This is a genomic window from Agromyces chromiiresistens, assembly GCF_029167465.1.
GTDB classification, from domain to species: Bacteria; Actinomycetota; Actinomycetes; order Actinomycetales; family Microbacteriaceae; genus Agromyces; species Agromyces chromiiresistens.
In genome coordinates, this window is the sequence record NZ_JARFNL010000002.1 from 1 (window position 1) to 22,379 (window position 22,379).

Sequence of the window (22,379 nt, forward strand, 5' to 3'; positions counted from 1 at the left end):
GCGCTCCTGGCTCATCGACTACACCGACACCCTCACCCCACCCACCCACTGACGATGGCGGCATCGTCCCTGCCCACCCTCCGCGACGGCGAGGTCGTGCTCCGGCCCATCCGCGTGCGCGACGCGAAGGCGCTCGAACGGGTGCTGCTCGCGAACCGCGGCTGGCTGAAGAAGTGGGAGGCGACCTACCCGGGCGGCGGGTCGTTCATCGATGCCAGGGCGTCGATCCGCAACCTGCTCGCGCACGCACGGGGCGGCCACGGACTGCCGTTCGTCATCGAGGTCGACGGCGAGCTCGTCGGCCAGCTCAACGTCTCGTCGATCAGCTACGGCTCGCTGTCGTCGGCGACGATCGGGTACTGGGTCTCCGAGCACGTGGCCGGCCGGGGCATCACCCCGACCGCGGTGGCGCTCGCGACCGACTACTGCTTCGGCGTGCTGCGCCTGCACCGCATGGAGATCTGCATCCGACCCGAGAACGGGCCGTCGCTGCGCGTCGTCGAGAAGCTCGGGTTCCGCTACGAGGGCCTCCGGCGCCGGTTCATCCACATCGACGGCGCCTGGTGCGACCACTTCGCGTTCGCGCTCGTGAGCGAGGAGGTGCCGCGCGGCGTGCTGCGCCGGTGGCGCGACGGGCGCGTGCCCGACGGCGCCGCACGCATCACCGCGGAGGACCTCGCCGCGGCCGCCGAGCCGCTGCGGCTGACAGATCGCTGAACACGCCCGCGCCGATTCGGGCGCGGGGCCGCGCGTGACCTAGCGTTATCGCATGGATGTGATCGGCGGGGGGATCCTGATCGCGGTGGCGGCCGCGCTGTGGATCGCGTACCTGCTGCCGAGCTGGCTGCGCCGTCGGCAGTACCTCGCGACCGAGCGCAACGCCGTACGACTCCAGCAGACCCTCCGCATCCTCGCCGAGACCGCCGAGACGCCCGAGCCCATCGTCGTCGAGGCCACCGCCCGCGAGGTCGCGACGCAGCAGCGCATCCTGCACGAGCACGAGGAGACGGCACGCCTCGCCGCGGAAGCGGCCGAGCAGACGGCCATCGCCGAGCGCCGCGCCGCGGAGGAAGCGGCGGAGGCCGCGCGCGCACGCGCGGCAGCGAGCGCTCCCGTCACCCAGCCGGTACCGGCCGTCGCAGCTTCGCAGATCGATCCGTCGCACGACGCCGCGCGGCGAGCACGCAGAGCCGTGCGCCGCCGTCGCGCCGCATGCACCCTCATCGCGCTCGCCGGGCTCATCACCGTCATCGTCGGCCTCGTCGCCGCGGCGTTCGGAGCATCGCTCGTCATCGCCGCCGCCGGTGGCGTCGCGTTCGTCGGCGCGGCCTTCGGGCTCGTGCGGCTCGCGAAGCGGCGCCTGCCGCAGGTCGCGGTCGCCGCGCCCGCGACGCCGGCGGCGCTGGACTTCGAGCCGATCGAGTTCGCCGAGCCGACGGCCGAGACGGAGGGCTGGACGCCCCGGCCGCTGCCCAAGCCCCTGCACCTGTCGCGGGGGACGATCGCGGCGACCGCCATGGCGTCGATCGAGGCGGCCGCCGAGCTCAAGCGCGTCGAGAGCGAGGCGCTCCTCGCCAGGCGGGCCGAACGGCTCGCCCCGCCGGTGCCGAAGATCAGCCCCGCGGCATCCGCAGCCGAACGCGCCGCCGCAGGGGAGCGCGAGGCCGAGCGTGCCGCCGACCGCACCGCGCAGGCGGCCCCGAACCCGTACGCCCGGATGGGCATCGTCGACGACGCCCGGCCCGGCATCGACGACCTCGACGCCGTGCTGCGCCGTCGTCGGGCGGCCGGCTGATCGAGCCGGGTGGTCAAGACCACCCCTCGAGTGGTGATAGGCTCTTTCACGGCTCGGGCCCATGGCGCAGTTGGTAGCGCGTCTCGTTCGCAATGAGAAGGTCGGGGGTTCGAATCCCCCTGGGTCCACCGAGAGAAGGCCCCCGCTTCGGCGGGGGCCTTCGGCATTCCACCGCATCGCTCCGTGGCGGGCATAGGGTGGAACGGATGTCGCAGCCGCCGGTGACCCGTTCGATCCCGTTGTCCGAGGAGCACCGCTGGCGTGCCTACTGGGTGTGCGTCGCCGTCGCGGCGCTCACGATCCTCGACCTGTCGAAGGTCAACGTCGGCCTTCCCGCGATCGAGGACGCCTTCGACGCGACCTCGACCGAGCTGCAGCTCATCGTCGCCGGCTACGTGCTGACGTTCGGCCTCACGCTCGTGCCCGCCGGCCGCATCGGCGACCAGCGCTCGCGCAAGACGCTCTTCGTCGTCGGCCTCAGCCTGTTCACGCTCACGAGCCTCGTCGCCGCGCTCGCGCCGAACGCGACCGTGCTGCTCGTCGCGCGCCTCCTGCAGGGCGTCGCCGCGGGCATCCAGATGCCGCAGGTCCTCGGCATCATCCAGGAGCTCTTCCACGGCAAGGAGCGCGGAAAGGCCTTCGGCCTGTTCGGCGCCACCATCGGGCTCGCGACGGCGTTCGGTCCGACTCTCGGCGGCCTCATGATCGCGATCGGCGGGCCGACCGACGGCTGGCGCGGCATCTTCTGGATCAACGTGCCGCTCGCGCTCATCGCGATCGCCCTCGCGATCTGGCTGCTGCCGGTCACCCGCCGTCCCTCCGACAAGCCGCTGTCGCTCGACCCCGTCGGGCTCCTGCTGTTCGGTGTGACCGTGGTCGCGCTCATGTGGCCGTTCCTGCTCACGACGGGCTCGCCCGACGACGACCCGGCGCGCTGGTGGGTGCTCGTGGTCTTCGTGCTCGCGCTCACGGCGTTCGTCGCGTGGGAGCGCCGCTACGCGGCATCCGGTCGCCACCCGCTCGTGCCGCTGGGCCTGTTCGGCGTGAGCTCGTTCCGCAACGGCATCTCGCTCGCGAGCGTCTACTTCGCGGCGATGCCCTCGATGTTCCTGCTGACGACGCTGTACCTGCAGCACGGGCTCGGCCTCGAGGCGGTGTTCGCCGGCATGGTGGGCATCGGCTTCGCGCTGCTGAGCGCGCTCAGCTCGTGGATCGGCGGCAACCTCGTGAACCGCCTCGGCCGGCCGCTCGTCGTATGGGGGCTCGTGCTGCTGCTCGTCGGCATCGGGCTGCTCGTGCTCGCGGCGCTGGCGACCCCGCCTGCGATGACGCCGTGGGCGATGGCCGGCGCGATGGTGATCGGCGGCGCGGGCGGCGGCCTCGTCGTCTCGCCGAACCAGACGCTGACCCTCATGGACATCCCCGTGAAGCAGGGCGGCCTCGCCGGCTCGGTGGGTCAGCTCGGCCAGCGCATCGGCACGGCCATCGGCACCGCCGTGACGCTGTCGTTGTTCTACTCGACGATCTACCGCGAATCCGAGGGCCAGCCCGATCTCGCGGTGTACCACGACGCGTACGGCGTCGGCATGCTCGCGGTCGCGGTGTTCGTCGCGATCGCCTTCGCGATCGGCGTCGCCGACCTCGGGGCCCGGCGGCGCGAGCGACGGCCGCTCGGCGAGCCGCCGACGGAGGCCGACGAGGCCTGAACCGCGCGAGCGGCGCCCGCTCGGCGAGCCGCCGACGGAGGCCGACGACGCCTGAACCGCGCAGCCCGTCATCGTCGCGGTTCGGCCGCCCGCTGCCACGGACGGCGATCAGCGGATCGCGAGCACCCGCGCGCGCTCGTCCTTCGGCAGGTGCTCGATCGCGGCGCGCAGCGCCACGCGCGGCATCGTCGCCGCGTGCTCCTCGACGAACGCGAGGTGGCGCCCGGCGTCGAGATCGCCCGCCGAGCGCAGCACCCAGCCGACGGCCTTCTGCACGAACGGCGCCTCGTCGCGGGCGAGCCGCCCGGCGATCGCGAATGCGTCGTCGGTCTCGCCGCGCTTCATGAAGGCGAAGGTCGCGACGAGCGCGGTCCGCCGCTCGGGCCAGAACGACGAGGCGGCGAGGGCTGCGAGCGGGGACCGGTCACGATCGACGAGGTGGCCGCCGACGACGTCGCGGGCGGCGAGATCGACGAGGTCCCACTGATCGATGCGGTCGTGGCGGGCGAGATAGAGCTCGTAGAGCTCGGTGCGGCGGGCCTCGCCCGTGGTGCGAGCGGCGGCCGACTTGCCCATGATGCTGCAGGCGAGCGCGCGCACCTCGTGCACCGGCCGGGCGAGCAGCTGCTCGAGTTCGGCGACGGGCAGGTCGAGCGCGGTCTTCGCGAGCTCGAAGACGGCGCCCATGCGCACGCCGATGAACGGCGCCGCCGCGTCGTCGTGGAAGTACCGGCGGTACTTCATCCGCTCGGTCTCGCTCGCCATCGCCTCGAGCGCGGAGGTCAGCCCCGCGGCATCCGTCATTCTCGCTCGCCCTCCCGCGTCGTCAGGCTTCAGGCTAGCGACCCGGCGGTGCCGTGTCAGGCGGCGAGATGGGCGGCCGGGGTGAGCAGCGCGGCGAGCTCGCCTGCACTCAGCTCGCGACCGAAGGCCGGATGCCCCGGCTCGAGCGCGACGCCGTGCTCGAGTGCTCCGCCGTCGACCGGATCGAACCCGATCGCGTCGATGAGGGCGGCCACCTCGGCGCGCGCGCCGGGGTCGTCGCCGACTACTGCGAGCGCACGTCGCAGGGGATCGCCGGCGGGCAGGCTGTCGTCCTCCATCTCGTGGTAGCCGAGGTGGTTGAGGGACTTGACCACGCGGGCGCGCGGGTTGCGCGCCGCGTTCTGCTCGCTCGTGGTGCGCGGGTCGGCGTCGACCTCGGCGAGGTTTCCGTCGACGGGCGGCCAGTAGTTCATGGCGTCGACCACGATGCGGCCGTCGAACGCGGCCCAGGGCACGGTGCCGGCCTTTCCGAACGGCACGGCGACGATGATGACGTCGGCGCTCTCGGGGAGCTCGGCGGAGGGGACGACGACGGCGCCGGGGGCGACGACGCCCACGAGGAGCTCGAGGGCGGTCTGCCTCGGCGAACCGGCGATGAGCACCCGGTACCCGGCGGCCACGAGCAGGCGGGCGAGGGCCGTGCCCACCTTTCCCGCGCCGTAGATTCCGATCACCGGGCGATCCGTCACAGTCTCCATGCTCCCATTCCGCTCGGCGCGCTGCTCGATCCATGCGTCGACATGCATCTCAACGCGGGGTGCCGTCGTGACATTCCCGGGAATAGTCTCGGCATGGGGCGGGTTCCGACCTGTGCATGCGTACGCATGCATCGACTTCCGCACCGGGCTTCCGCACCCGGCGACGATGAGAGGGGCCGGCATGACCGAGCGCTACGAATTCGGACTCGACACCTTCGGCGACGTCACGGCGGCCGCCGACGGCACCACGCTGCCGCATGCGCAGGTGCTGCGCAACGTGGTCGACGAGGCCGTGCTCGCCGACCGCCTCGGCCTCGACTTCTTCGGCATCGGCGAGCACCATCGCCACGAGTTCGCCGTCTCGGCTCCCGAGGTCGTGCTCGGCGCGATCGCCGGGCGCACCGATCGCATCCACCTCGGCTCAGCGGTGACGGTGCTGAGCTCCGACGACCCGGTGCGCGTTTTCCAGCGCTTCGCGACGCTCGACGGCGTCTCGGGAGGTCGCGCCGAGGTCATCCTCGGACGTGGCTCGTTCATCGAGTCGTTCCCGCTCTTCGGCTTCGACCTCGGCCAGTACCAGGAGCTCTTCGAGGAGAAGCTCGAGCTCTTCGCGGCGCTCCTCGAGCAGGAGCCCGTCACCTGGGAGGGCCGGCTGCGCCCCGCCCTCACCGACCAGCTCGTGTACCCGCCCGTCGAGCACGGGCACCTGAAGACGTGGGTCGGCGTCGGCGGCAGCCCCGAGTCGGTCGTGCGCGCGGCGCACTACGGGCTGCCGCTGGTGCTCGCGATCATCGGCGGAAGCCCCGCGCGCTTCGCACCGCTCGCCGAGCTCTACCGCAAGGCGCTCGCCCAGTTCGGCAAGCCCGCGCAGCCTGTCGCCATCCACTCGCCGGGCTTCATCGCCGACTCCGACCAGGAGGCGCTCGACACCCTGTGGCCCCACTACCAGGTGATCATCGACCGCATCGGCCGCGAGCGCGGCTGGGGGCCCGCGACGCGCGAGCACTTCGAGGCCGAGGCCTCGTCGCACGGCGCGCTCTACGCCGGCTCGCCCGAGACGGTCGCGCAGAAGATCGCTGCGGCGATGCGCTCGATCGGCGCAGTGCGCTTCGACCTCAAGTACTCGAACGGCACCCTGCCGCACGAGGCGATGATGGGCAGCATCGAGCGGTACGCGACCGAGGTCGTGCCGCGCGTTCGCGAACTGCTCGCCGCCGCCGATGCCGCCGACGCCGAGCTCGACGAGGCCGCGGCCCTGGCCCTGGCCGACCGCGCCGACGACGCGGCCGCGGGGCGCGCGTAGACCCCGAAGGGGCGATCTCGTCGCGTCGACCGGCGAGCACCCATCCGGCATCGCCCGCTCGACGGGTGTCCGGAGCGCGATGTTCGAGCGGGCCGAGCCGCGGCATCCGCCTCAGACGGCCTGCCGCGTGCGCTGCTGACGGCGCCGCACCGCGGCGCGGAACCACGCGGCGTCGGGCACGCGGGCGAGGAACGTGCCCGCGATGATCGTGATGAGGACGTAGTCGGTGGCGAGCGAGGCGAGCGCGGGCTCCACTCCGGCGGTCACGGCGAGACCGGCGATCACGATCGAGAACTCGCCGCGCGGCGCGAGCGAGAAGCCCGCGCGCCACCGGCCGAGCGTGCCGACCCCTGCGCGCGCCGCGGCGTAGGCGCCCGTCGCGAGCTTCGTCGCGATCGTGACCGCCGCGAGCAGGAGCGCCGGCAGGATCATCGACATGAGCTGCGACGAATCGGTCGTGAGCCCGAAGAACACGAAGAACGTCGCGGCGAACAGGTCTCGGAGCGGCGTCAGCACCTGGCTCGCGTTCACCGCCACGCGACCCGACAACGCGATGCCGACGAGGAAGGCGCCGACCGCGGCCGAGACCGAGACCTCCTGGGCGAGCCCGGCGACGAGCATCGTGAGGCCGAGCACGCCGAGCAGCAGGGGCTCGGCATGGTCGGCGGGGAAGAGACGCGAGACGAGGTGGCCGTGACGCAGCGCGATGTAGAGGATCACGACGACGACCGCGACCGCGACGGCCACGGCCACGGCGCCCTGCACGAGGCTGACACCGATGACGATCGCCGAGAGGATCGGCAGGTAGAACGCCATCGCCAGGTCTTCGATGACGAGCACGCCGAGGATCGCCGGCGTCTCGCGGTTGGAGAGACGGCCGAGGTCGCGCAGCAGCTTCGCGATCACCCCCGACGACGACACCCACGTGACGCCCGCCAATGCGACCGCTGCGACCGGACCCCAGCCGAGGATGAGTGCGAGGGCCGCGCCCGGCAACGCGTTCAGCAGCCCGTCGACCACTCCCGGCATGCGCGCCGACTTCAGGCTGTCGAAGAGCTCGGACGCGGTGTACTCGAGCCCGAGCAGGGCGAGCAGCAGGATCACGCCGATCTCGGACCCGGTCTGCAGGAACTCGATGCTCGCGTCGAACGGGAAGATGCCGCCCGAGCCGAACGCGAGGCCGAGCAGGAGATAGAAGGGGATCGGCGAGAGGCCGATGAGCAGTGCGAGCCGCCCCAGGAGGCTCATTCCGAGGAGCAGCGCGCCGACTTCGATGAGGAGGAGCGTGGTCTCGTGCATGCGGGGCCCGGCGTCAGTCGGGTCCGTTGGCGAGCAGTCTCGAGACCCCGTCGAGACCCTCGCGGGTGCCGACGGCGACGATCACGTCGCCCGCGCGCAGGGGCTCGGACGGCGTGGGGGAGGCGATGACCTGGCGGTCGCGCACGATCGCCACGATCGAGGCGTGCGTGCGGGTCCGGGCCTTGGTGTCGCCCAAGGTGCGATTGAGGAACGGCGAGTCGGTGGGCAGTGCGATCTGCTCCGTGTACAGGCCGGCGGTCTCGTCGGAGAGGCTCGTCAGGCGGCTCAGCATGACCGAGGCGCTCAGCACATCGGCGAGGGCGGAGGCCTCGTCGTCGTTGAGTGCGACGCTGTCGCGGCACGCGTCGGGGTCGTCGATGTCGAACACGCCGAGATCGCGCTCGCCGTCGCGGTGCGAGACCACGCTGATTCGGCGCCCGGCTTCGGTCACGAGGTCGTGACGCACGCCGATCCCGGGCAGGTCGACCTTCTCGATGCGAATACCCACGCCCGTAATCGTAACCCCGTTGCGGAGGTGCACGGCCGGGCGCGCGGGGGTTCAGCCGTCGGCGCCCACCCGGGTGCGCATCTCGAGCACCGGGGTGCCGGCGTCGTCGACGAGCTCGAAGGCGACTCGCACGGCGCCCAGCTCGGCGAGCGAGTCGACGTGCGTGCCGCCGCAGGCGATGCGGGCGACGCCCTCGGGCAGCTCGGCGACCCAGCTGCGCCGGTCGGTGAGCCGGTCGCCGTCGCGCTCGACGCGGACCGTCGAGCCCGCCGCGACCCACTCGCCGACGGCGGCGGAGACCTCACGGCCGAGTTCGTCGAGTGCCTCCGCGAGGCCCGTCGCGTCGAAGCCGGCGCGGCGCAGCGACTTGTTCAGCCGGTAGCGGTCGACCGAGCCGAACGGCTCGATGCGGCTCGACGTGATCGCGATGCCGTCGAAGTCGGGACGCCCGAGCGCATCGGTGCGGGCCGGCTTCGACCAGCGCGACTCGACCGCACGGTTCAGGGCGAGGGATGCCGCGTGGCAGGCGCTGTGCCCGAGCGAGAGGGCGCGGCGCGCCGAGGCATCCGCGGTGATGACGACCTGGTCGCCTTCGGCGACCGGGCCGCCGCCATCCATCAGGTGTGCGACGACGAACGCCCAGCCCTCGGTGCCCTTGCGCACGGGGACGTCGTCGCCGACATGCAGCTCGGACCCGTCGGTCGCGGCGACGACGGCGTCTCGGATCGGCAGTTCGCGATCGCCCGCGCGCAGCGTGCCGGTGTCGGCGGGCTGGTCGGGCCAGGCGGCGTCGACCGGGTGGAACGACGTCGCGTCGGTGACGACGGCCACGAGCCCGTCGCGGGCGGGGGCCGTGTGCAGCACGGTGGCGTGCCGTACGAGCTCACCGGCGGGGTACGTGACGATCGTGTCGTGCGCGGGCAGCGTCATGCGACCGGCGTCAGTCGTCGGCGCGGCCGAGCAGGTGGAACGGGATCGCCAGCGAGAGCGCGACGGCGAGGATGCCGCCGAAGAACACGGCGGCCTGGAGGCTCGCCAGTTCGGGGGCGATGCTCATGACCCACATGCCGAAGACGAACAGTCCCAGGGCGATGACGGTGGCGACGACGTTCACAAGGTCCTCCAGGGTGCGGGGGCGACGTTCGTCGCCTCGGCCAGTCTATCCATCGGGCCGCGCCGCGGTCGTGCCCCGCGCGCCGGTCGGGAACGGGGCGACTCGTCAGTCGGGGACCGGGCCGAGCCATGCGTTGGCGACGGTCGCGTGCGCCGACTCGTCGTCGGACGGGTGGAAGATGCCGGCGAGCACGTCGCGGTAGAGCCGCCCGAGCTCGGAGCCCGCGAAATAGGTCGAGCCGCCCGAGACGCGGACCGCCTGGTCGACGACGTGCTTGGCGGTCTCGGTCGCCCGCACCTTGATGCCGACGAGCTTCGCGAACCAGGCCGCGCCGTGGTCGACGAGCTCGTCGAGGTCGCGGGCGACGGCGTCGAGCTGGGGCGGGATCGCGTCGTAGGCGATCGCCGCGTCGGCGACGCGCCACCGGATGTCGGGGTCGTGCGCGAGGGGACGCCCGTCGTGCTTCATCGAGGTGCGGCGGCCGGCCGCGGCCACCGCGAGGTCGAGCGCGCGCCGGCCGATGCCCGTGTACACGGCGGCCAGGAGCAGTTCGAAGTTCGCGAAGATGCCGAAGACCAGCGGGTCGGAGTTGGGCCCGGGGTCGAGCCGGCGCACGATGCGGTCGGGCGCGGCGTACGCCCCGTCGAGCACGGTCGTGCGGCTCTGGCTCGCGCGCATGCCCATCGTGTTCCAGTCGTCGAGGATGCGCACGTCGGGGTCTTCGCGGTCGATGAAGCCGTAGACGAGCTTCGGCGCATCGGACGACACCGAGTCGAGGCCCATCGTGCCGAGCCGCGTCCATGCGGGCGACAGCGACGTGAAGATCTTGCGGCCCGCGTACCGGTAGCCGCCGTCGGCCTGCGGTTCGGCCGTGGTGCGCGAGCCGAACAGCATGAGGTCGTTGCCGGCTTCGGAGATGCCGAACCCGAACACCTCGCCCGCACCCGCCTCGCGGAGGACGAAGTCGAGCGAGTCGTCACCGCGGTCGCGCAGCACCTTCGCGACGCCCGTCCACACGAGGTGCATGTTGACGGCGAGCGCCGTCGCGGGTGCGGCGCCGGCGAGCCGCATCTGCGCGTGCACCGCGTCGACGAGGCCCCAGCCGAGGCCGCCGTGCTCGACGGGCACGAGTGCGGTGAGGTAGCCGGCCGCGCGGAGTTCTTCGAGGTCGTCGTCGAAGAAGGCGTTGTCGCGGTCGTACTCGGCCGCTCGGGCGCGGAATCGCTCGAGGAGGTCGTCGTCGAGGAGGGATTCGGGCGTCGGGGTCTGCGTCGTGGTCTCGGTCGTCGCGCTCACGTCGCCAGACTACGCCCGCGGCTCCGGCCCGGTGGGGGAGCGATCGGCGTCGGAGCCGGGGTGCGGCGCCGGCTCGACCGGGACCCCCGGCGCCCGTCGCCGTCCGCGGGCGGCGAGCACCACGACGAGCGTCACGACGGCGGCGATGACGAGCAGTACGGCGAACCACGGCAGGAGCACGCCGAGGGCGACGGCGAGCGAAGACAGGAAGCCGACCAGGGCCGTCCACCCGGCGACGACCCCGCTCCAGAAGTCGTCGGGTGCCGGGGCCGGCGCCGCCTCGACCGTGGCGAGATCGAGCGTGAGGGTCGAGTAGTCGACCTGGTCGACGAGCTGGTCGCGCTGCTGGGTGAGGCTGTCGAGTTCGGCCTGGCGGGTCGTGAGCTCGGATTCGATGGCGATGAGATCGGCGATGGTCGCGGCTTCGGCGAGCAGCTGCTCGAGCCGGTCGACCGAGGCCGAGAGCGCCTCGATGCGCGCGTCGAGGTCGGTGCGCTGCTGCGTGACGTCGGAGGCCTGCATCGAGACGGAGTCCACCCGGCCGAGATCGCGGATCTCGTCGACGACGCCGTCGAGCTCTGCCGCGGGCACGCGCAGCACGAGGTGCGCGCTCGGCGGTGACGTATCGGTGCCGGGCTGCTCCGTCCGGCTCTCGGTGCGCCCGCCGGCGCGGTCGACGATCGCGGCGGCCTCCTCGGCGGCGTCGATCGGATCGTCGACGGTCACCGCGATCCACCCCGTCGTGATCACGCTGCGGTCGACGGCGTCGGGCTCGGCCCGGGCCTCGTCGGCCGACCCCCCGTCGGCGCCGGCGTCGCCGCCCTGGGCGGGAGCCGGCATGTCGGGCTCGGCGACGCCGGGCGTGCTCGAGCTGCCGCCCATCGAGCAGCCGGCGAGCAGGAGGGCGATGATCGCGGCGGACGCCGCCGCGGGTGCGAGTCGTCTCATGCGGTCAGGGTATTGCCGCGCCGGGAGCCAGTGTCTGGACGGGCGCTGGGAGTCGGGTCACGATCCGGTCGCGGCCGGACGAGCGCGAGCGGCGCGCGTCAGTCGTCGTCGGGATCTCGTCCGGTGCGCTCGCCGGTCTCGAGGGAGGCGATCGCGGCGAGGTCGTCGACGCCGAGCTCGAAGTCGAAGACGTCGAGGTTCTCGCGGATGCGCTCCGGCGACGACGCCTTCGGGATCACGACGTTGCCGAGCTGGACGTGCCAGCGCAGCACGATCTGCGCCGGGCTGCGCCCGTGCGCCGTCGACAGCCGGGCGAGCACCGGGTCGTCGAGGAGGCGACCCCGGGCGAGCGGGGACCACGCCTCGGTGCGGATGCCGCGTGCCGCATGGAACTCGCGGAGGGCGGCCTGCGGCAGCCGCGGATGCAGCTCGACCTGGTTGACGACCGGGGCGACGCCCGTCTCGCCGATGATGCGGTCGAGGTGGTGGGCGTGGAAGTTCGAGACCCCGATCGAGCGCACCCGTCCTTCGTCGCGGAGCCGCACGAGGGCCCGCCAGGTGTCGACGTAGCGGTCGGTCGACGGCACCGGCCAGTGGATGAGGAAGAGGTCGAGCCGGTCGAGCCCGAGCCGGCCCATCGACGCGTCGAAGGCGCGGAGCGCCTCGTCGTAGCCGTTGTCGTCCTTCCACACCTTGCTCGTCACGAAGAGCTCGTCGCGCGGCACCTCGGCCGCGCGCACGGCCGCGCCGACACCCTGCTCGTTCTCGTAGAAGGCGGCCGTGTCGAGGTGGCGGTAGCCGGTCGCGATCGCGACGCCGGCGAGCTGCGCCGCGTCGTGCGCGGGCACCTTGTAGAGCCCGTAGCCGAGCTGCGGGATCGCGTGGCCGTCGGCCAGTGGCACGAGCGGTGCGAGCGGGAGCTGTCGAGGCATCCTGGCGCCCTTCGTCAACTGGGTTGGAGCGGCACCGGTTCGGTGTCGGGAATGGGGCTCGCGTCGCGGCCTCGGAGATCGGGGTGCCATCGGCGTGCGAACGCGGGCACGAGGAACCCGAGGAAGGCGAGCGCGCTCGCCGCCCAGAACGCGCCCTGTGCGCCGTAGCCGTCGATGAGGAAGCCGGCGAGGGCCGAGCCGAGTGCGGCGCCGATGAGCTGGCCCGTGCCGACCCAGCCGTACGCCTCGGCGGTGTCGGAGAACTTCACGCTCGCCGAGACGATCGCGAACAGCACCGCGAGCGCGGGCGCGATGCCGATGCCGGCGACGAAGAGGGTGATCGAGAGCCACCAGAAGTCCATCACGAACGCTGCGAGCGCGGTGCCGACGAACACGATGAACATGCGGCGGGCGGTCGACCACGGTCCGATGGGGACGTGGCCGAGGAAGAGGCCGCCGGCGAGCGATCCGATGGAGAAGATCGCGAGCACGATGCCGGCCTCGCTGCCGTCGTGGCCGAAGACGGCCACGACGCCGGCCTCGATGGCCGCGCACGCGCCGATCAGGAGGAATCCGACGACGGTCGCGAGCAGGACGGCGGGGCGGGCGAGCACGGTGCCGAACCGGCGTTTCGAGCGGGGGATGCGCACCCGGCCGAGTTCGGGGGAGGAGATGAACCAGGCGCCGCCCACGACCATGAGCAGGGCGGCGAGCAGGATGGCCCACACCGTGCCGATCTGCGTCGCGACGAAGGTCGTGACGACCGGCCCGACGACCCAGATGATCTCCTGCGCCGAGGCGTCGAGGGAGAACAGCGGGGTGAGCTGTCGCGAGTTCACCATCTTCGGGTAGATCGTGCGCACGGCGGGCTGCACGGGCGGGGTCGCGAGACCGGCGACGAGGCCGACCGCCATGTACAGCGGCACGGTGAGGGGCAGCACTCCGATCGCGACCACGGCGCTCACGCAGATCACGAGCGTGACGACGAGCACCGGGCGCATGCCGAACCGACCCATGAGGCGGCTCGTGAGCGGGCCGGCGACGGCCTGCCCGATCGACGTGGCGGCGAGCACGAGCCCGGCTGCGCCGTACGAGCCCGTCTGCTGCTCGACGTGCAGCAGGAACGCGAGCGAGAGCATTCCCGAGGGGAAGCGCGCGGTCAGCTGGGCGGCGATGATGCGTGCGACGCCCTGCGTCTTGAGCAGTTCGGAGTAGGTTCCCACGGTGCGCCAAGCCTATCGATCGGTGCGACGCGCCCGCCGAACGGCTGCGCAGTGCGGCATTGCGTCTCGAAAGTACGGAATCTTGCGTCTCGAGGGTGTGAAGCGGGCGATTCGAATCGCCACCGAATCGTGATCTGCCGAGATGCTTGCGTCGAGCCTGCGGTGGTTTAGGCTCGGTCTACGGCGACGGAGCCTCACTTTGCGCTCAGTCGTTTGTCCCCATCATCATGTGACGACAGAGGTATCAACATGAACATCCGACGCCTGCTCCTGCCGGCCGCCATCGCCTCCGCCGCGGCCCTGCTCTTCACCGGCTGCGTCAACAACTCCGAGAGCGAGGGCGGCGGTTCCGAGAGCACCGCCCCCAAGACCTCGGTCGAGGCCGACGACGCCGCGGTGGCCCTGCTGCCCGCCGAGGTCAAGGACTCGGGCGTGCTGCGCATCGGCACCGACGCCGAGTACCCGCCCAACGAGTACAAGAACGACGCCGGCGAGCCGACTGGCTGGGGCGTCACGCTCGCCGAGGCGGTCTCGGCCAAGCTCGGGCTCGAGCCCGAGTGGGAGATCCTGAGCTTCGACAGCATCATCCCCCGCATCCAGGAGGGCGCCCTCGACATGGGCTCGTCGTCGTTCACCGACACGGTCGAGCGCCAGGCCTCGGTCGACTTCGTCGACTTCCTGAACGCGGGCAGCCTGTGGGCCGCGCCCGCCGGCAGCGACATCACCCCCGACACCGCGTGCGGCAAGACCGTCGCCGTGCAGTCGGGCACCATCCAGCACACCGACGAGCTGCCCGCACGCAGCCAGGAGTGCGTCGACGCGGGCGAGGAGCCCATCGAGATCCTGCCGTTCGAGGGGCAGCCCGAGGTCACGAACGCCGTCGTCAACGGCAAGGCCGACGCCTTCTCCGCCGACCTGCCCGTGACGGGTGACGCGGTCGCCAACCTCGACGGCCAGCTCGAGACGGTCGGCGAGATGTTCGACGCGGCTCCCTACGGCTTCGCCACCCAGAAGGACAGCGACATGACGAAGGCCGTGCAGGCCGCGGTGCAGTCGCTCATCGACGACGGCACGTACCTCGAGATCCTGAAGTCGGCCGGCATCGAGTCGGGTGCCGTCGACGAGGCGACCATCAACGGCGCGACGAACTGACCTGAGAAGCACCGCAGTCATGTCCGACATGCCTTCCCGGCCGGCGGGGTCCGAGACCCCGCCGGCCGGCTCCGGAACCGACACGCCCCCCGAGGCGATCAAGGCCATCAAGCTGCGCCACCCGTGGCGCATGGTCCTCGCCGTCGTGCTCATCGTGCTCGTCGTCCTCTTCGTGGTCGACGCGGCCGTCAACCGGCCGGTCTACAACTGGACCGAGGTCGGCAAGTACCTCTTCGACACGCGCGTCGTCGAAGCCGCCGGCTACACCCTGCAGCTGACCGTGTACTCGATGGTCATCGCGATCATCCTGGGCATCGTGCTCGCCGTGATGCGCCTCTCGCCGAACCCCGTCGTGAAGTCGGTGGCGTGGGTGTACCTGTGGCTGTTCCGCGGAACCCCGGTGTACGTGCAGCTCGTGTTCTGGGGCCTCATCGGCGTCATCTACAAGTCGATCGACATCGGCCTCCCCGGCTCCGAGCCGTGGCTGTCGATCACGACGAGCGACCTGCTGAGCTACTTCGCCCTCGCGGTCATCGGCCTCGCGCTCAACGAGGCCGCCTACATGGCGGAGATCGTGCGCGCGGGCCTGCTCGCGGTCGACCGCGGCCAGGAGGAGGCGGCGACCGCCCTCGGCCTCGGCTGGTGGCACACGATGAGCCGGGTCATCCTGCCGCAGGCCATGCGCGTGATCATCCCGCCGACCGGCAACGAGGTCATCTCGATGCTGAAGACGACCTCGCTCGTCATCGCCGTGCCGTTCACGCTCGAACTGTTCACGCGCACGAGCGACATCGCGGCGAAGACGTACCAGCCGGTGCCGATGCTGATCGTCGCGTCGATCTGGTACCTCGCGATCACGTCGATCCTGATGGTCGGCCAGTACTACCTCGAGAAGCACTACGCGAAGGGCATCGACCAGCGACCGGCCGTGCAGCAGCCGACCGTCGAGACGAGCGCGGTCGCCGCGGTCGACACGGAGGTCCCGCCGTCGAACCACCACGCCGGAGGAGGCGCATGAACGCCGCGGAGACCCCCATGGTGAAGGCCGAGGCGGTGTCGAAGTCCTACGGCTCGAACACCGTGCTCCGGTCGATCTCGCTCGAGGTGAAGCGCGGCGAGGTGCTCTGCCTCGTGGGGCCGTCGGGCTCGGGCAAGTCGACCTTCCTCCGCTGCATCAACCACCTCGAGACCGTGAGCACCGGACGGCTCTCGGTCGACGGCCAGCTCGTGGGCTACCGCCAGCACGGCGACAAGATCTACGAGCTGCACCCGAAGGAGGCCGCGAAGCAGCGCCGCGACATCGGCATGGTGTTCCAGCGCTTCAACCTCTTCCCGCACATGACGGCCGTCGAGATCGTGATGCTCGCACCGACGCTGCTGAAGAAGGGGCTGCCGAAGTCGCAGGCGAAGGCGCGCGCGCTCGAGCTGCTCGCCCGCGTCGGCCTCGCCGAGCGCTCCGACTACTACCCCTCGCAGTTGTCGGGCGGGCAGCAGCAGCGTGTCGCGATCGCCAGGGCGCTCGCGATGGAGCCGAAGCTCATGCTGTTCGACGAGCCGACCTCGGCGCTCGACCCCGAGCTCGTCGGCGAGGTGCTCGAGGTCATGAAGGAGCTCGCGAAGAGCGGCATGACGATGATCGTCGTGACGCACGAGATGGGCTTCGCCCGCGAGGTCGCCGACACGCTCGTCTTCATGGACGGGGGCGTCGTCGTCGAGTCGGGCGACCCGCGAGAAGTGCTCTCGAACCCGCAGCACCAGCGCACCAAGGCGTTCCTCTCCAAGGTGCTCTGAGGCGCATCCGCCCCGAAGGCGCTCGTCGGCTCAGCCGGCGAGCGCCTTCTGCACGCGCTGGACCGAGACGGTCTCGGCCGTGCGCAGCTCCTGGGCGAAGAGGCCCACGCGCAGCTCCTCGAGCATCCACCGCACGCGCACGAGCACCGGGTCGGCCTCGGCGTCGATCGGCAGCGTGCCGCCGGCCTTCTCATAGGCCGAACGGGCGACGTCGAACTCGTTCATGAGCTGCCGGTCGCGTCCGGGGTTGTCCACGAGCTTGCGCACGCGCGCCGTGATCGCCTCGAGGTACCGCGGCAGGTGGCGCAGCCGCTCGAGCCCGGTGGCCGAGACGAACCCGTTCGGCACGAGGGCGGCGAGCTGCTCGCGGAGGTCGGCGAGCGCCGCCATGAGCTGGATGCTCGACGCGCCCGAGATCGCCCGGTCGGCCTCGCGGGCCGCCCTGAGGATCCGGGCGACGAGCGACACCGTCTCGAACAGCCGGTCGACGATCGTGGCCGCGACCGCGTCGCGCACGGCATCGAACTCGGCTCGCGTCCGCAGGATCCCGTCGGGGTGGCGGGCACGCAGTTCGGCGTCGACGCAGGCGGCGAGGCAGTCGTCGAGCAGCGCGCGGGTCGACGGGTACGCGCTCGCGGCGAGCGCGAGCTTCTCCTCGTTCGAGAGGTGCTCCTGCACATAGGCGACCGGCGTCGGGGTCGAGAGCACGACGAGCCGCCGGATGCCTCGCCGGAGCGCCCGATCGCGCTCCTCGGGCGTCGCGACGAGCCGGAGGGCCACCGCCTCGCGCTCGTCGACGAGTGTCGGATAGGCCCGCACGACGTTGCCGGCCTGTCTCGTGTCGAGATGCTCGGGCAGCGCGTCCCACTCCCAGGCGGTGATGCCGCCGCGCTCGGCGAGCTCGGGGGGAGGGGCGGTGGCGGGCCGCGGGCCGCGCCGGTCGTCGTTCCGTGCGCCGCGTCCATTGCGGCGGTCGCCCGCGACGGCCGTGCGATCGCCGGGACCGCCCGACCCGCTCACGGCGCGCGCGACGGCGTCGCGCGTGCGGTCGGCGAGCCGGGCCTGCAGCTCGGACAGGTCCTTCGACGCGCCGAGCGCGCGGCCGCGCTCGTCGACGGCGCGGAACGTGACCCGAAGGTGCGGCGGCACGCGGTCGAGGTCGAAGTCGCTCGGGTCGACGGGCGTGAACGTGAGCCGCCGGATCGCCCGGCCGACCTCGGCGACGAGCGGTTCGCGAGGCTCGCCGCCCTCGGGGCCGTCCGGAAGCTCGGCGGCGATCTTCGCCGCCCACTCGGCCGCCGGGACGACCTGGCGACGGAGCACCTTCGGCAGGGAGCGCAGCAGCGCCGTGATGAGCTCGTCGCGGAGTCCGGGGACCTGCCAGTCGAAGCCGGTCGCCTCGAGCCGCGGCAGCAGCACGAGCGGCACGACGACCGTGACGCCGTCGTCGTCGGCCCCGGGTTCGAAGCGGTACGCGAGCGAGAGGGTCTGGTCGCCCTGCCGCCAGCGGTCGGGGAAGCCGTCGTCGTGCGCGCGGTCGGTGTCCTCGCCGAGCAGGTCCTCTCGGCGCATCGTGAGGAGGTCGGGCGCCGTGCGCTGCGCACCGCGCCACCACCGCTCGAACGAGCGAACGTCGGCGACGTCGTGCGGCACGCGCGCCTCGTAGAACGCGACCACCGCCTCGTCGCCCGCGAGCAGGTCACGGCGGCGGGTGCGCTCCTCGACCTCGCCGAGCTCGCCGCGCAGCGCCCGGTTCTGCCTGACGAACGCGAAGAGCCGGCGATCGAGCTTCGAGGTGTCCCAGTCCTCGTCGACGAGGGCGTGCCGGATGAACAGCTCGCGGGCGAGCTCGGCGTCGACCCGGGCGAGCTGGATCCGCCGCTTCGCGACGATCGGCACGCCGAACAGCAGCACCTTCTCGTCGGCGACGGCCGAGCCCTGGCGGCGCTCCCAGCGCGGCTCGGAGTAGCTGCGCTTGGCGAGCGGGCCGGCGAGCTGCTCGGCCCATGCCGGGTCGATCGCGGCATTCGTGCGGGCGAAGAGCCGGCTCGTCTCGACCAGTTCGGCGCTCATGAGCGCCGGCGGCGGCTTCTTCGCGAGTGCGGAGCCGGGGAAGACCACGAAGCGGGTGTTGCGGGCGCCGAGGAACTCGGCGTCGCGGCGCCGTCCCCTGCGATCGGCGTCGCGCGCGCCGCCGCGCCCCGTCGACGTCGGTGCTGATTGGCGCAGGGCGTCGTCACGCAGCCCGATCTGCGAGAGGAGACCCGCGAGGAGCGCCCGGTGGATGCCGTCGCCGTTCGGTTCGCCGGCCCGCTCGGCGACGTGCAGGCCGAGCGGCTTCGCGAGGCGCACGAGCTGGCGGTACAGGTCCTGCCACTCCCGCACGCGCAGGTAGTTCAGGAACTCCGACCTGCACATGCGGCGGAACGCGCTGCCCGAGAGCTCGCGCTGCTGCCGCTCGAGGTGGTTCCAGAGGTTCAGGAGCGTCAGGAAGTCGCTCGTCGGGTCGACGAATCGGGCGTGGGACCCGTTCGCCTCCTCACGGCGCTCGAGGGGGCGCTCGCGCGGGTCCTGGACGGTGAGGCCCGCGACGATCGCGAGCACCTCGCGCGAGACGCCCTGCGCCTTCGACTCGAGCACCATGCGCGCGAAGCGCGGCTCGATCGGCAGGCGCGAGAGCTGGCGTCCGATGCGCGTGAGCTGCGGCCCGTCGCCCGCGGCGCCGTCGTCGAGCGCACCGAGTTCGCGCAGCAGCTCGAGACCGTCGCGGATTCCGCGGGCGTCGGGCGGCGTGAGGAACGGGAACTCCTCGATCGGGCCGAGCCCGAGGGACGCCATCTGCAGGATCACCGCGGCGAGGTTCGTGCGCAGGATCTCGGGGTCGGTGAACTCGGGCCGGCGCTCGAAGTCCTCCTCCGAGTAGAGCCGGATCGCGATGCCGTCGCTCGTGCGGCCCGACCGGCCGGAGCGCTGGTTCGCCGAGGCCTGCGAGATCGGCTCGATCGGCAGCCGCTGCACCTTCGAGCGCACCGAGTACCTGCTGATGCGCGCGGTGCCCGCGTCGACGACGTAGCGGATGCCCGGCACCGTGAGGCTCGTCTCGGCGACGTTCGTCGCGAGCACGACGCGGCGCCGCAGGCCCGCGACCTTCGACGGTTCGAACACGCGGTGCTGATCGGCGGAGGACAGGCGCCCGTAGAGCGGCAGCACCTCGGTCTCGCCGCCGCGACCGCCCGCATAGCGGGCCCGTACCGCCTGCTCGGCGTCGCGGATCTCGCCCTCGCCCGAGAGGAAGACGAGCACGTCGCCGCTCGACTCGCGGTCGAGCTCGTCGAGCGCGTCGATGATGCCGCGCTGCACGTCCTTGTCCTCGGCCGCGGCGCCCTCGTCCTCGTCGTCGTCGCCGATGCCGGCCTCGGCGACGAGCGGCCGGTACCGGACCTCGACGGGATACGTCCGGCCCGACACCTCGATCACGGGCGCGGGCTCGCCCGAGCCATCCTCGAAGTGTCGCGCGAAGCTCTCGGGGTCGATCGTCGCGCTCGTGACGATGACCTTGAGGTCGGGGCGGCGCGGCAGCAGCCGCTTCAGGTAGCCGAGCAGGAAGTCGATGTTGAGGCTGCGCTCGTGCGCCTCGTCGATGATGATCGTGTCGTACCGGCGCAGGTCGCGGTCGCGGTGGATCTCGTTCAGCAGGATGCCGTCGGTCATCACCTTGACGCGGGTCGACTCGCTCACGCGGTCGGTGAAGCGCACCTGGTAGCCGACGAGGCCGCCGAGCTCGACGCCGAGCTCCTCGGAGATGCGCTCGGCGATCGTGCGCGCGGCGATGCGGCGGGGCTGGGTGTGCGCGATCGAGGTCCGGCCGAGCTCGAGGCAGATCTTCGGCAGCTGCGTCGTCTTGCCCGAGCCCGTCGCGCCGGCGACGATCACGACCTGGTGCGACTCGAGGGCGCGCGCGATCTCGTCGCGCTGCGCGGAGACCGGCAACTCGGCGGGATAGGTGATCACGGGGATCGGCGCAGGCGACGACATAGCCCTCCATCGTATGACGTGGTGGGTCGCACGAGGACGCCGAGCGCTGAACCGGGTCGCCGCGATCGGTAGCGTGGAGGCATGACGAGCGAACGCTTCGAGTCGGACTGGCACGACTGGCACCACGCGCGCGAAGCGCGCGCGACGGCCCCGCACGGGCTCGCCGCCCTGCGGCACACGCACTGGCTCACCGACGAGCCGGCGGCGGTGGAGGGCGCGCCCGGTCGCTGGGCGGCCCATGACGGCGCGGTGGTCGGCACGGGGCTCGCGGATGCCTCGGACGCGGTGCGCCTCGCAGCCGGCGACGAACTGGCGGTGGGTGCGACGGTGCTGCGCGCGTTCGAGCGCGACGGGGCGCTGGCGCTGCGCGTGCTCGACCCCGACGCCCCGACGCGCACGTCGCTAGCCGGCATCGACGCGTTCGCACCGTCGCCGCGCTGGGTCGTGCGTGCGAGCTTCGAGCCTGCGGCGGACGCGACGCTCGACGTGACGAGCGTCGACGGGCACGCGTCGACCGAGCACGTCGCAGGCGTCGCCCGGTTCGACGTCGACGGCACCCCGATCGAACTCACCCTGACGCGGGACGCCGGCGGCCTCGGCGCGGTGTTCGCCGACGCGACGAGCGGCCACGAGGCGTACCGGTTCCGCTTCCTCGCCGTGGACGAGCCCGCGGCCGACGGCACGCTCGAGCTCGACTTCAACCGGGCGTACCTGCCGCCCTGCGCCTTCAGCGACCAGTACGTGTGCCCGCTGCCCTCGCCCGGCAACCGGTGGTCGGTCGCGGTGCGCGCGGGGGAGCGCCTGCCGGTGCGCCGCACGGTCGCGGCGGAGTCGCCCGCGGCGTGACCGGAGGCGGCCGTGCCCGGCTTCGCGGGCAGCGAACCGCCCTGTCGGCGCGAGCCCGGTCATGATGGGATGGCGGGCATGACGGTTCCCCGCATCCAGCTCAACGACGGCCACTCCATCCCGCAGCTCGGCTTCGGGGTCTTCAAGGTCGACCCGAACGAGACCGAGCGGATCGTGACCGACGCGCTCGAGGTCGGCTACCGGCACCTCGACACGGCGCGCATCTACGGCAACGAGGCGGGCGTGGGCCGGGCGATCGCGGCATCGGGCATCGCCCGAGAACAGCTGTACGTGACGACGAAGCTCTGGAACGACGACCAGGGCACGCAGTCCGTGCACGACGCCTTCGATGCGAGCCTCGAACGGCTGGGGCTCGACTACGTCGACCTCTACCTGATCCACTGGCCGAGCCCGGCCCGCGACCGGTACGTCGACACGTGGCGCGAGTTCGAGAAGCTCCGCGACAGCGGTCGCGTGCGTTCGATCGGCGTCTCGAACTTCCTCGTGCCGCACCTCGAACGACTGCTCGACGAGACCGACGTCGTGCCCGCCGTCGACCAGATCGAGCTGCACCCGGCCCACCAGCAGCCGGCGACCGCGGCGTTCGCCGAGGAGCACGGCATCGCGATCGAGGCCTGGGGGCCGCTCGGGCAGGGCAAGTACCCGCTCTTCGAACTGCCCGAGATCGCCGGACCGGCGGCGGCGCACGAGAAGACCCCCGCCCAGGTCGTCGTGCGCTGGCACCTGCAGCGCGGGCACATCGTCTTCCCGAAGTCGACCCGTCGCGAGCGCATGGCCGAGAACTTCGACGTGTTCGACTTCGAGCTCGACGATGCCGAGATGCAGGCGATCACGGCGCTCGAGCGCGAGGGCCGGGTGAGCGCCCACCCCGACGAGGTGGACTGACC

General features: G+C 72.2%; 20 protein-coding genes and 1 tRNA gene. 10 read left to right on the forward strand and 11 right to left on the reverse strand.

Going from position 1 to position 22,379, the window contains the following annotated elements:
* Positions 1-54: 54 nt before the first annotated feature.
* The 4 genes from PX701_RS04250 (at position 55) to PX701_RS04265 (ending at position 3,501) form a co-directional block, all read left to right on the forward strand.
* Positions 55-717, forward strand: a complete 663-nt coding sequence (locus PX701_RS04250; protein WP_231430288.1) for a GNAT family N-acetyltransferase — start codon at positions 55-57, stop codon at positions 715-717.
* 52 nt (positions 718-769) lie between these two features.
* Positions 770-1,795 carry a hypothetical protein gene (locus PX701_RS04255; RefSeq protein ID WP_275505592.1) on the forward strand — a complete coding sequence of 342 codons (1,026 nt, stop codon included), beginning with the start codon at positions 770-772 and terminating at the stop codon, positions 1,793-1,795.
* Positions 1,796-1,850: 55 nt separating this feature from the next.
* Positions 1,851-1,923 (forward strand) — tRNA-Ala (locus PX701_RS04260).
* Between the two features lie 78 nt (positions 1,924-2,001).
* Positions 2,002-3,501, forward strand: a complete 1,500-nt coding sequence (locus PX701_RS04265; RefSeq protein WP_275505593.1) for an MFS transporter — start codon at positions 2,002-2,004, stop codon at positions 3,499-3,501.
* 108 nt (positions 3,502-3,609) lie between these two features.
* Here PX701_RS04265 and PX701_RS04270 read toward each other — a convergent pair whose 3' ends face one another.
* Positions 3,610-4,305 (reverse strand): DNA alkylation repair protein, encoded by a 696-nt coding sequence (locus PX701_RS04270; protein ID WP_275505594.1) that lies wholly within the window; start codon positions 4,303-4,305, stop codon positions 3,610-3,612.
* A 56-nt stretch (positions 4,306-4,361) separates the two neighbouring features.
* The gene (locus tag PX701_RS04275; RefSeq protein WP_308191635.1) at positions 4,362-5,207 is read right to left on the reverse strand and encodes an NADPH-dependent F420 reductase; all 846 of its coding nucleotides are present in this window, start codon (positions 5,205-5,207) and stop codon (positions 4,362-4,364) included.
* Here PX701_RS04275 and PX701_RS04280 point away from each other — a divergent pair.
* Entirely contained in the window at positions 5,206-6,327 is a 1,122-nt protein-coding gene (locus tag PX701_RS04280) for an LLM class flavin-dependent oxidoreductase (RefSeq protein WP_231430293.1), read from the forward strand. The two genes, PX701_RS04275 and PX701_RS04280, sit on opposite strands and share 2 nt — an antisense overlap.
* Positions 6,328-6,438: 111 nt before the next feature.
* Here the strand turns inward: PX701_RS04280 and PX701_RS04285 are convergent, their stop codons facing one another.
* From PX701_RS04285 to PX701_RS04320, 8 genes are all read right to left on the reverse strand, one after another.
* Positions 6,439-7,626 carry a cation:proton antiporter gene (locus tag PX701_RS04285; RefSeq protein WP_275505595.1) on the reverse strand — a complete coding sequence of 396 codons (1,188 nt, stop codon included), beginning with the start codon at positions 7,624-7,626 and terminating at the stop codon, positions 6,439-6,441.
* 13 nt (positions 7,627-7,639) lie between these two features.
* Positions 7,640-8,134 (reverse strand): cation:proton antiporter regulatory subunit, encoded by a 495-nt coding sequence (locus tag PX701_RS04290; RefSeq protein WP_231430295.1) that lies wholly within the window; start codon positions 8,132-8,134, stop codon positions 7,640-7,642.
* 51 nt (positions 8,135-8,185) lie between these two features.
* Positions 8,186-9,064, reverse strand: coding sequence for an alanyl-tRNA editing protein (locus tag PX701_RS04295; RefSeq protein WP_275505596.1), 879 nt, complete (start codon positions 9,062-9,064; stop codon positions 8,186-8,188).
* Positions 9,065-9,074: 10 nt separating this feature from the next.
* On the reverse strand, positions 9,075-9,248 hold the full coding sequence (locus tag PX701_RS04300; RefSeq protein WP_231430297.1) for a hypothetical protein: 174 nt from the start codon (positions 9,246-9,248) through the stop codon (positions 9,075-9,077).
* A gap of 105 nt (positions 9,249-9,353) precedes the next feature.
* Positions 9,354-10,544 carry an acyl-CoA dehydrogenase family protein gene (locus tag PX701_RS04305; RefSeq protein WP_275505597.1) on the reverse strand — a complete coding sequence of 397 codons (1,191 nt, stop codon included), beginning with the start codon at positions 10,542-10,544 and terminating at the stop codon, positions 9,354-9,356.
* A 9-nt stretch (positions 10,545-10,553) separates the two neighbouring features.
* Positions 10,554-11,492 carry a DUF4349 domain-containing protein gene (locus PX701_RS04310; protein ID WP_275505598.1) on the reverse strand — a complete coding sequence of 313 codons (939 nt, stop codon included), beginning with the start codon at positions 11,490-11,492 and terminating at the stop codon, positions 10,554-10,556.
* Positions 11,493-11,590: 98 nt separating this feature from the next.
* Positions 11,591-12,424 carry an aldo/keto reductase gene (locus PX701_RS04315; protein ID WP_275505599.1) on the reverse strand — a complete coding sequence of 278 codons (834 nt, stop codon included), beginning with the start codon at positions 12,422-12,424 and terminating at the stop codon, positions 11,591-11,593.
* Positions 12,425-12,438: 14 nt separating this feature from the next.
* On the reverse strand, positions 12,439-13,647 hold the full coding sequence (locus PX701_RS04320; RefSeq protein WP_231430301.1) for an MFS transporter: 1,209 nt from the start codon (positions 13,645-13,647) through the stop codon (positions 12,439-12,441).
* Between the two features lie 249 nt (positions 13,648-13,896).
* Between PX701_RS04320 and PX701_RS04325 the strand changes: the two genes are divergently transcribed.
* From PX701_RS04325 to PX701_RS04335, 3 genes are read left to right on the forward strand one after another with little or no spacing between them, the layout of a single operon-like run.
* Positions 13,897-14,799: an ABC transporter substrate-binding protein gene (locus PX701_RS04325; protein ID WP_231430302.1), complete on the forward strand. Its 903-nt coding sequence runs from the start codon at positions 13,897-13,899 to the stop codon at positions 14,797-14,799.
* A gap of 19 nt (positions 14,800-14,818) precedes the next feature.
* Positions 14,819-15,817 (forward strand): amino acid ABC transporter permease, encoded by a 999-nt coding sequence (locus PX701_RS04330; RefSeq protein WP_374201102.1) that lies wholly within the window; start codon positions 14,819-14,821, stop codon positions 15,815-15,817.
* Positions 15,814-16,590 (forward strand): amino acid ABC transporter ATP-binding protein, encoded by a 777-nt coding sequence (locus PX701_RS04335; RefSeq protein ID WP_275505600.1) that lies wholly within the window; start codon positions 15,814-15,816, stop codon positions 16,588-16,590. The genes PX701_RS04330 and PX701_RS04335 overlap by 4 nt, the downstream gene beginning before the upstream one ends.
* 30 nt (positions 16,591-16,620) lie before the next feature.
* On the opposite strand, the gene hrpA is transcribed toward PX701_RS04335, so the two are convergent.
* A complete protein-coding gene (gene hrpA / locus PX701_RS04340; protein ID WP_275505601.1) occupies positions 16,621-20,625 on the reverse strand; it encodes an ATP-dependent RNA helicase HrpA in 4,005 nt (1,334 codons plus the stop codon).
* Positions 20,626-20,706: 81 nt separating this feature from the next.
* On the opposite strand from hrpA, the gene PX701_RS04345 reads away from it, so the two are divergent.
* The gene (locus PX701_RS04345) at positions 20,707-21,471 is read left to right on the forward strand and encodes a DUF1684 domain-containing protein (RefSeq protein WP_231430304.1); all 765 of its coding nucleotides are present in this window, start codon (positions 20,707-20,709) and stop codon (positions 21,469-21,471) included.
* 78 nt (positions 21,472-21,549) lie between these two features.
* Positions 21,550-22,377, forward strand: coding sequence for an aldo/keto reductase (locus PX701_RS04350; protein WP_275505602.1), 828 nt, complete (start codon positions 21,550-21,552; stop codon positions 22,375-22,377).
* The last annotated feature ends 2 nt before the right edge of the window (positions 22,378-22,379 follow it).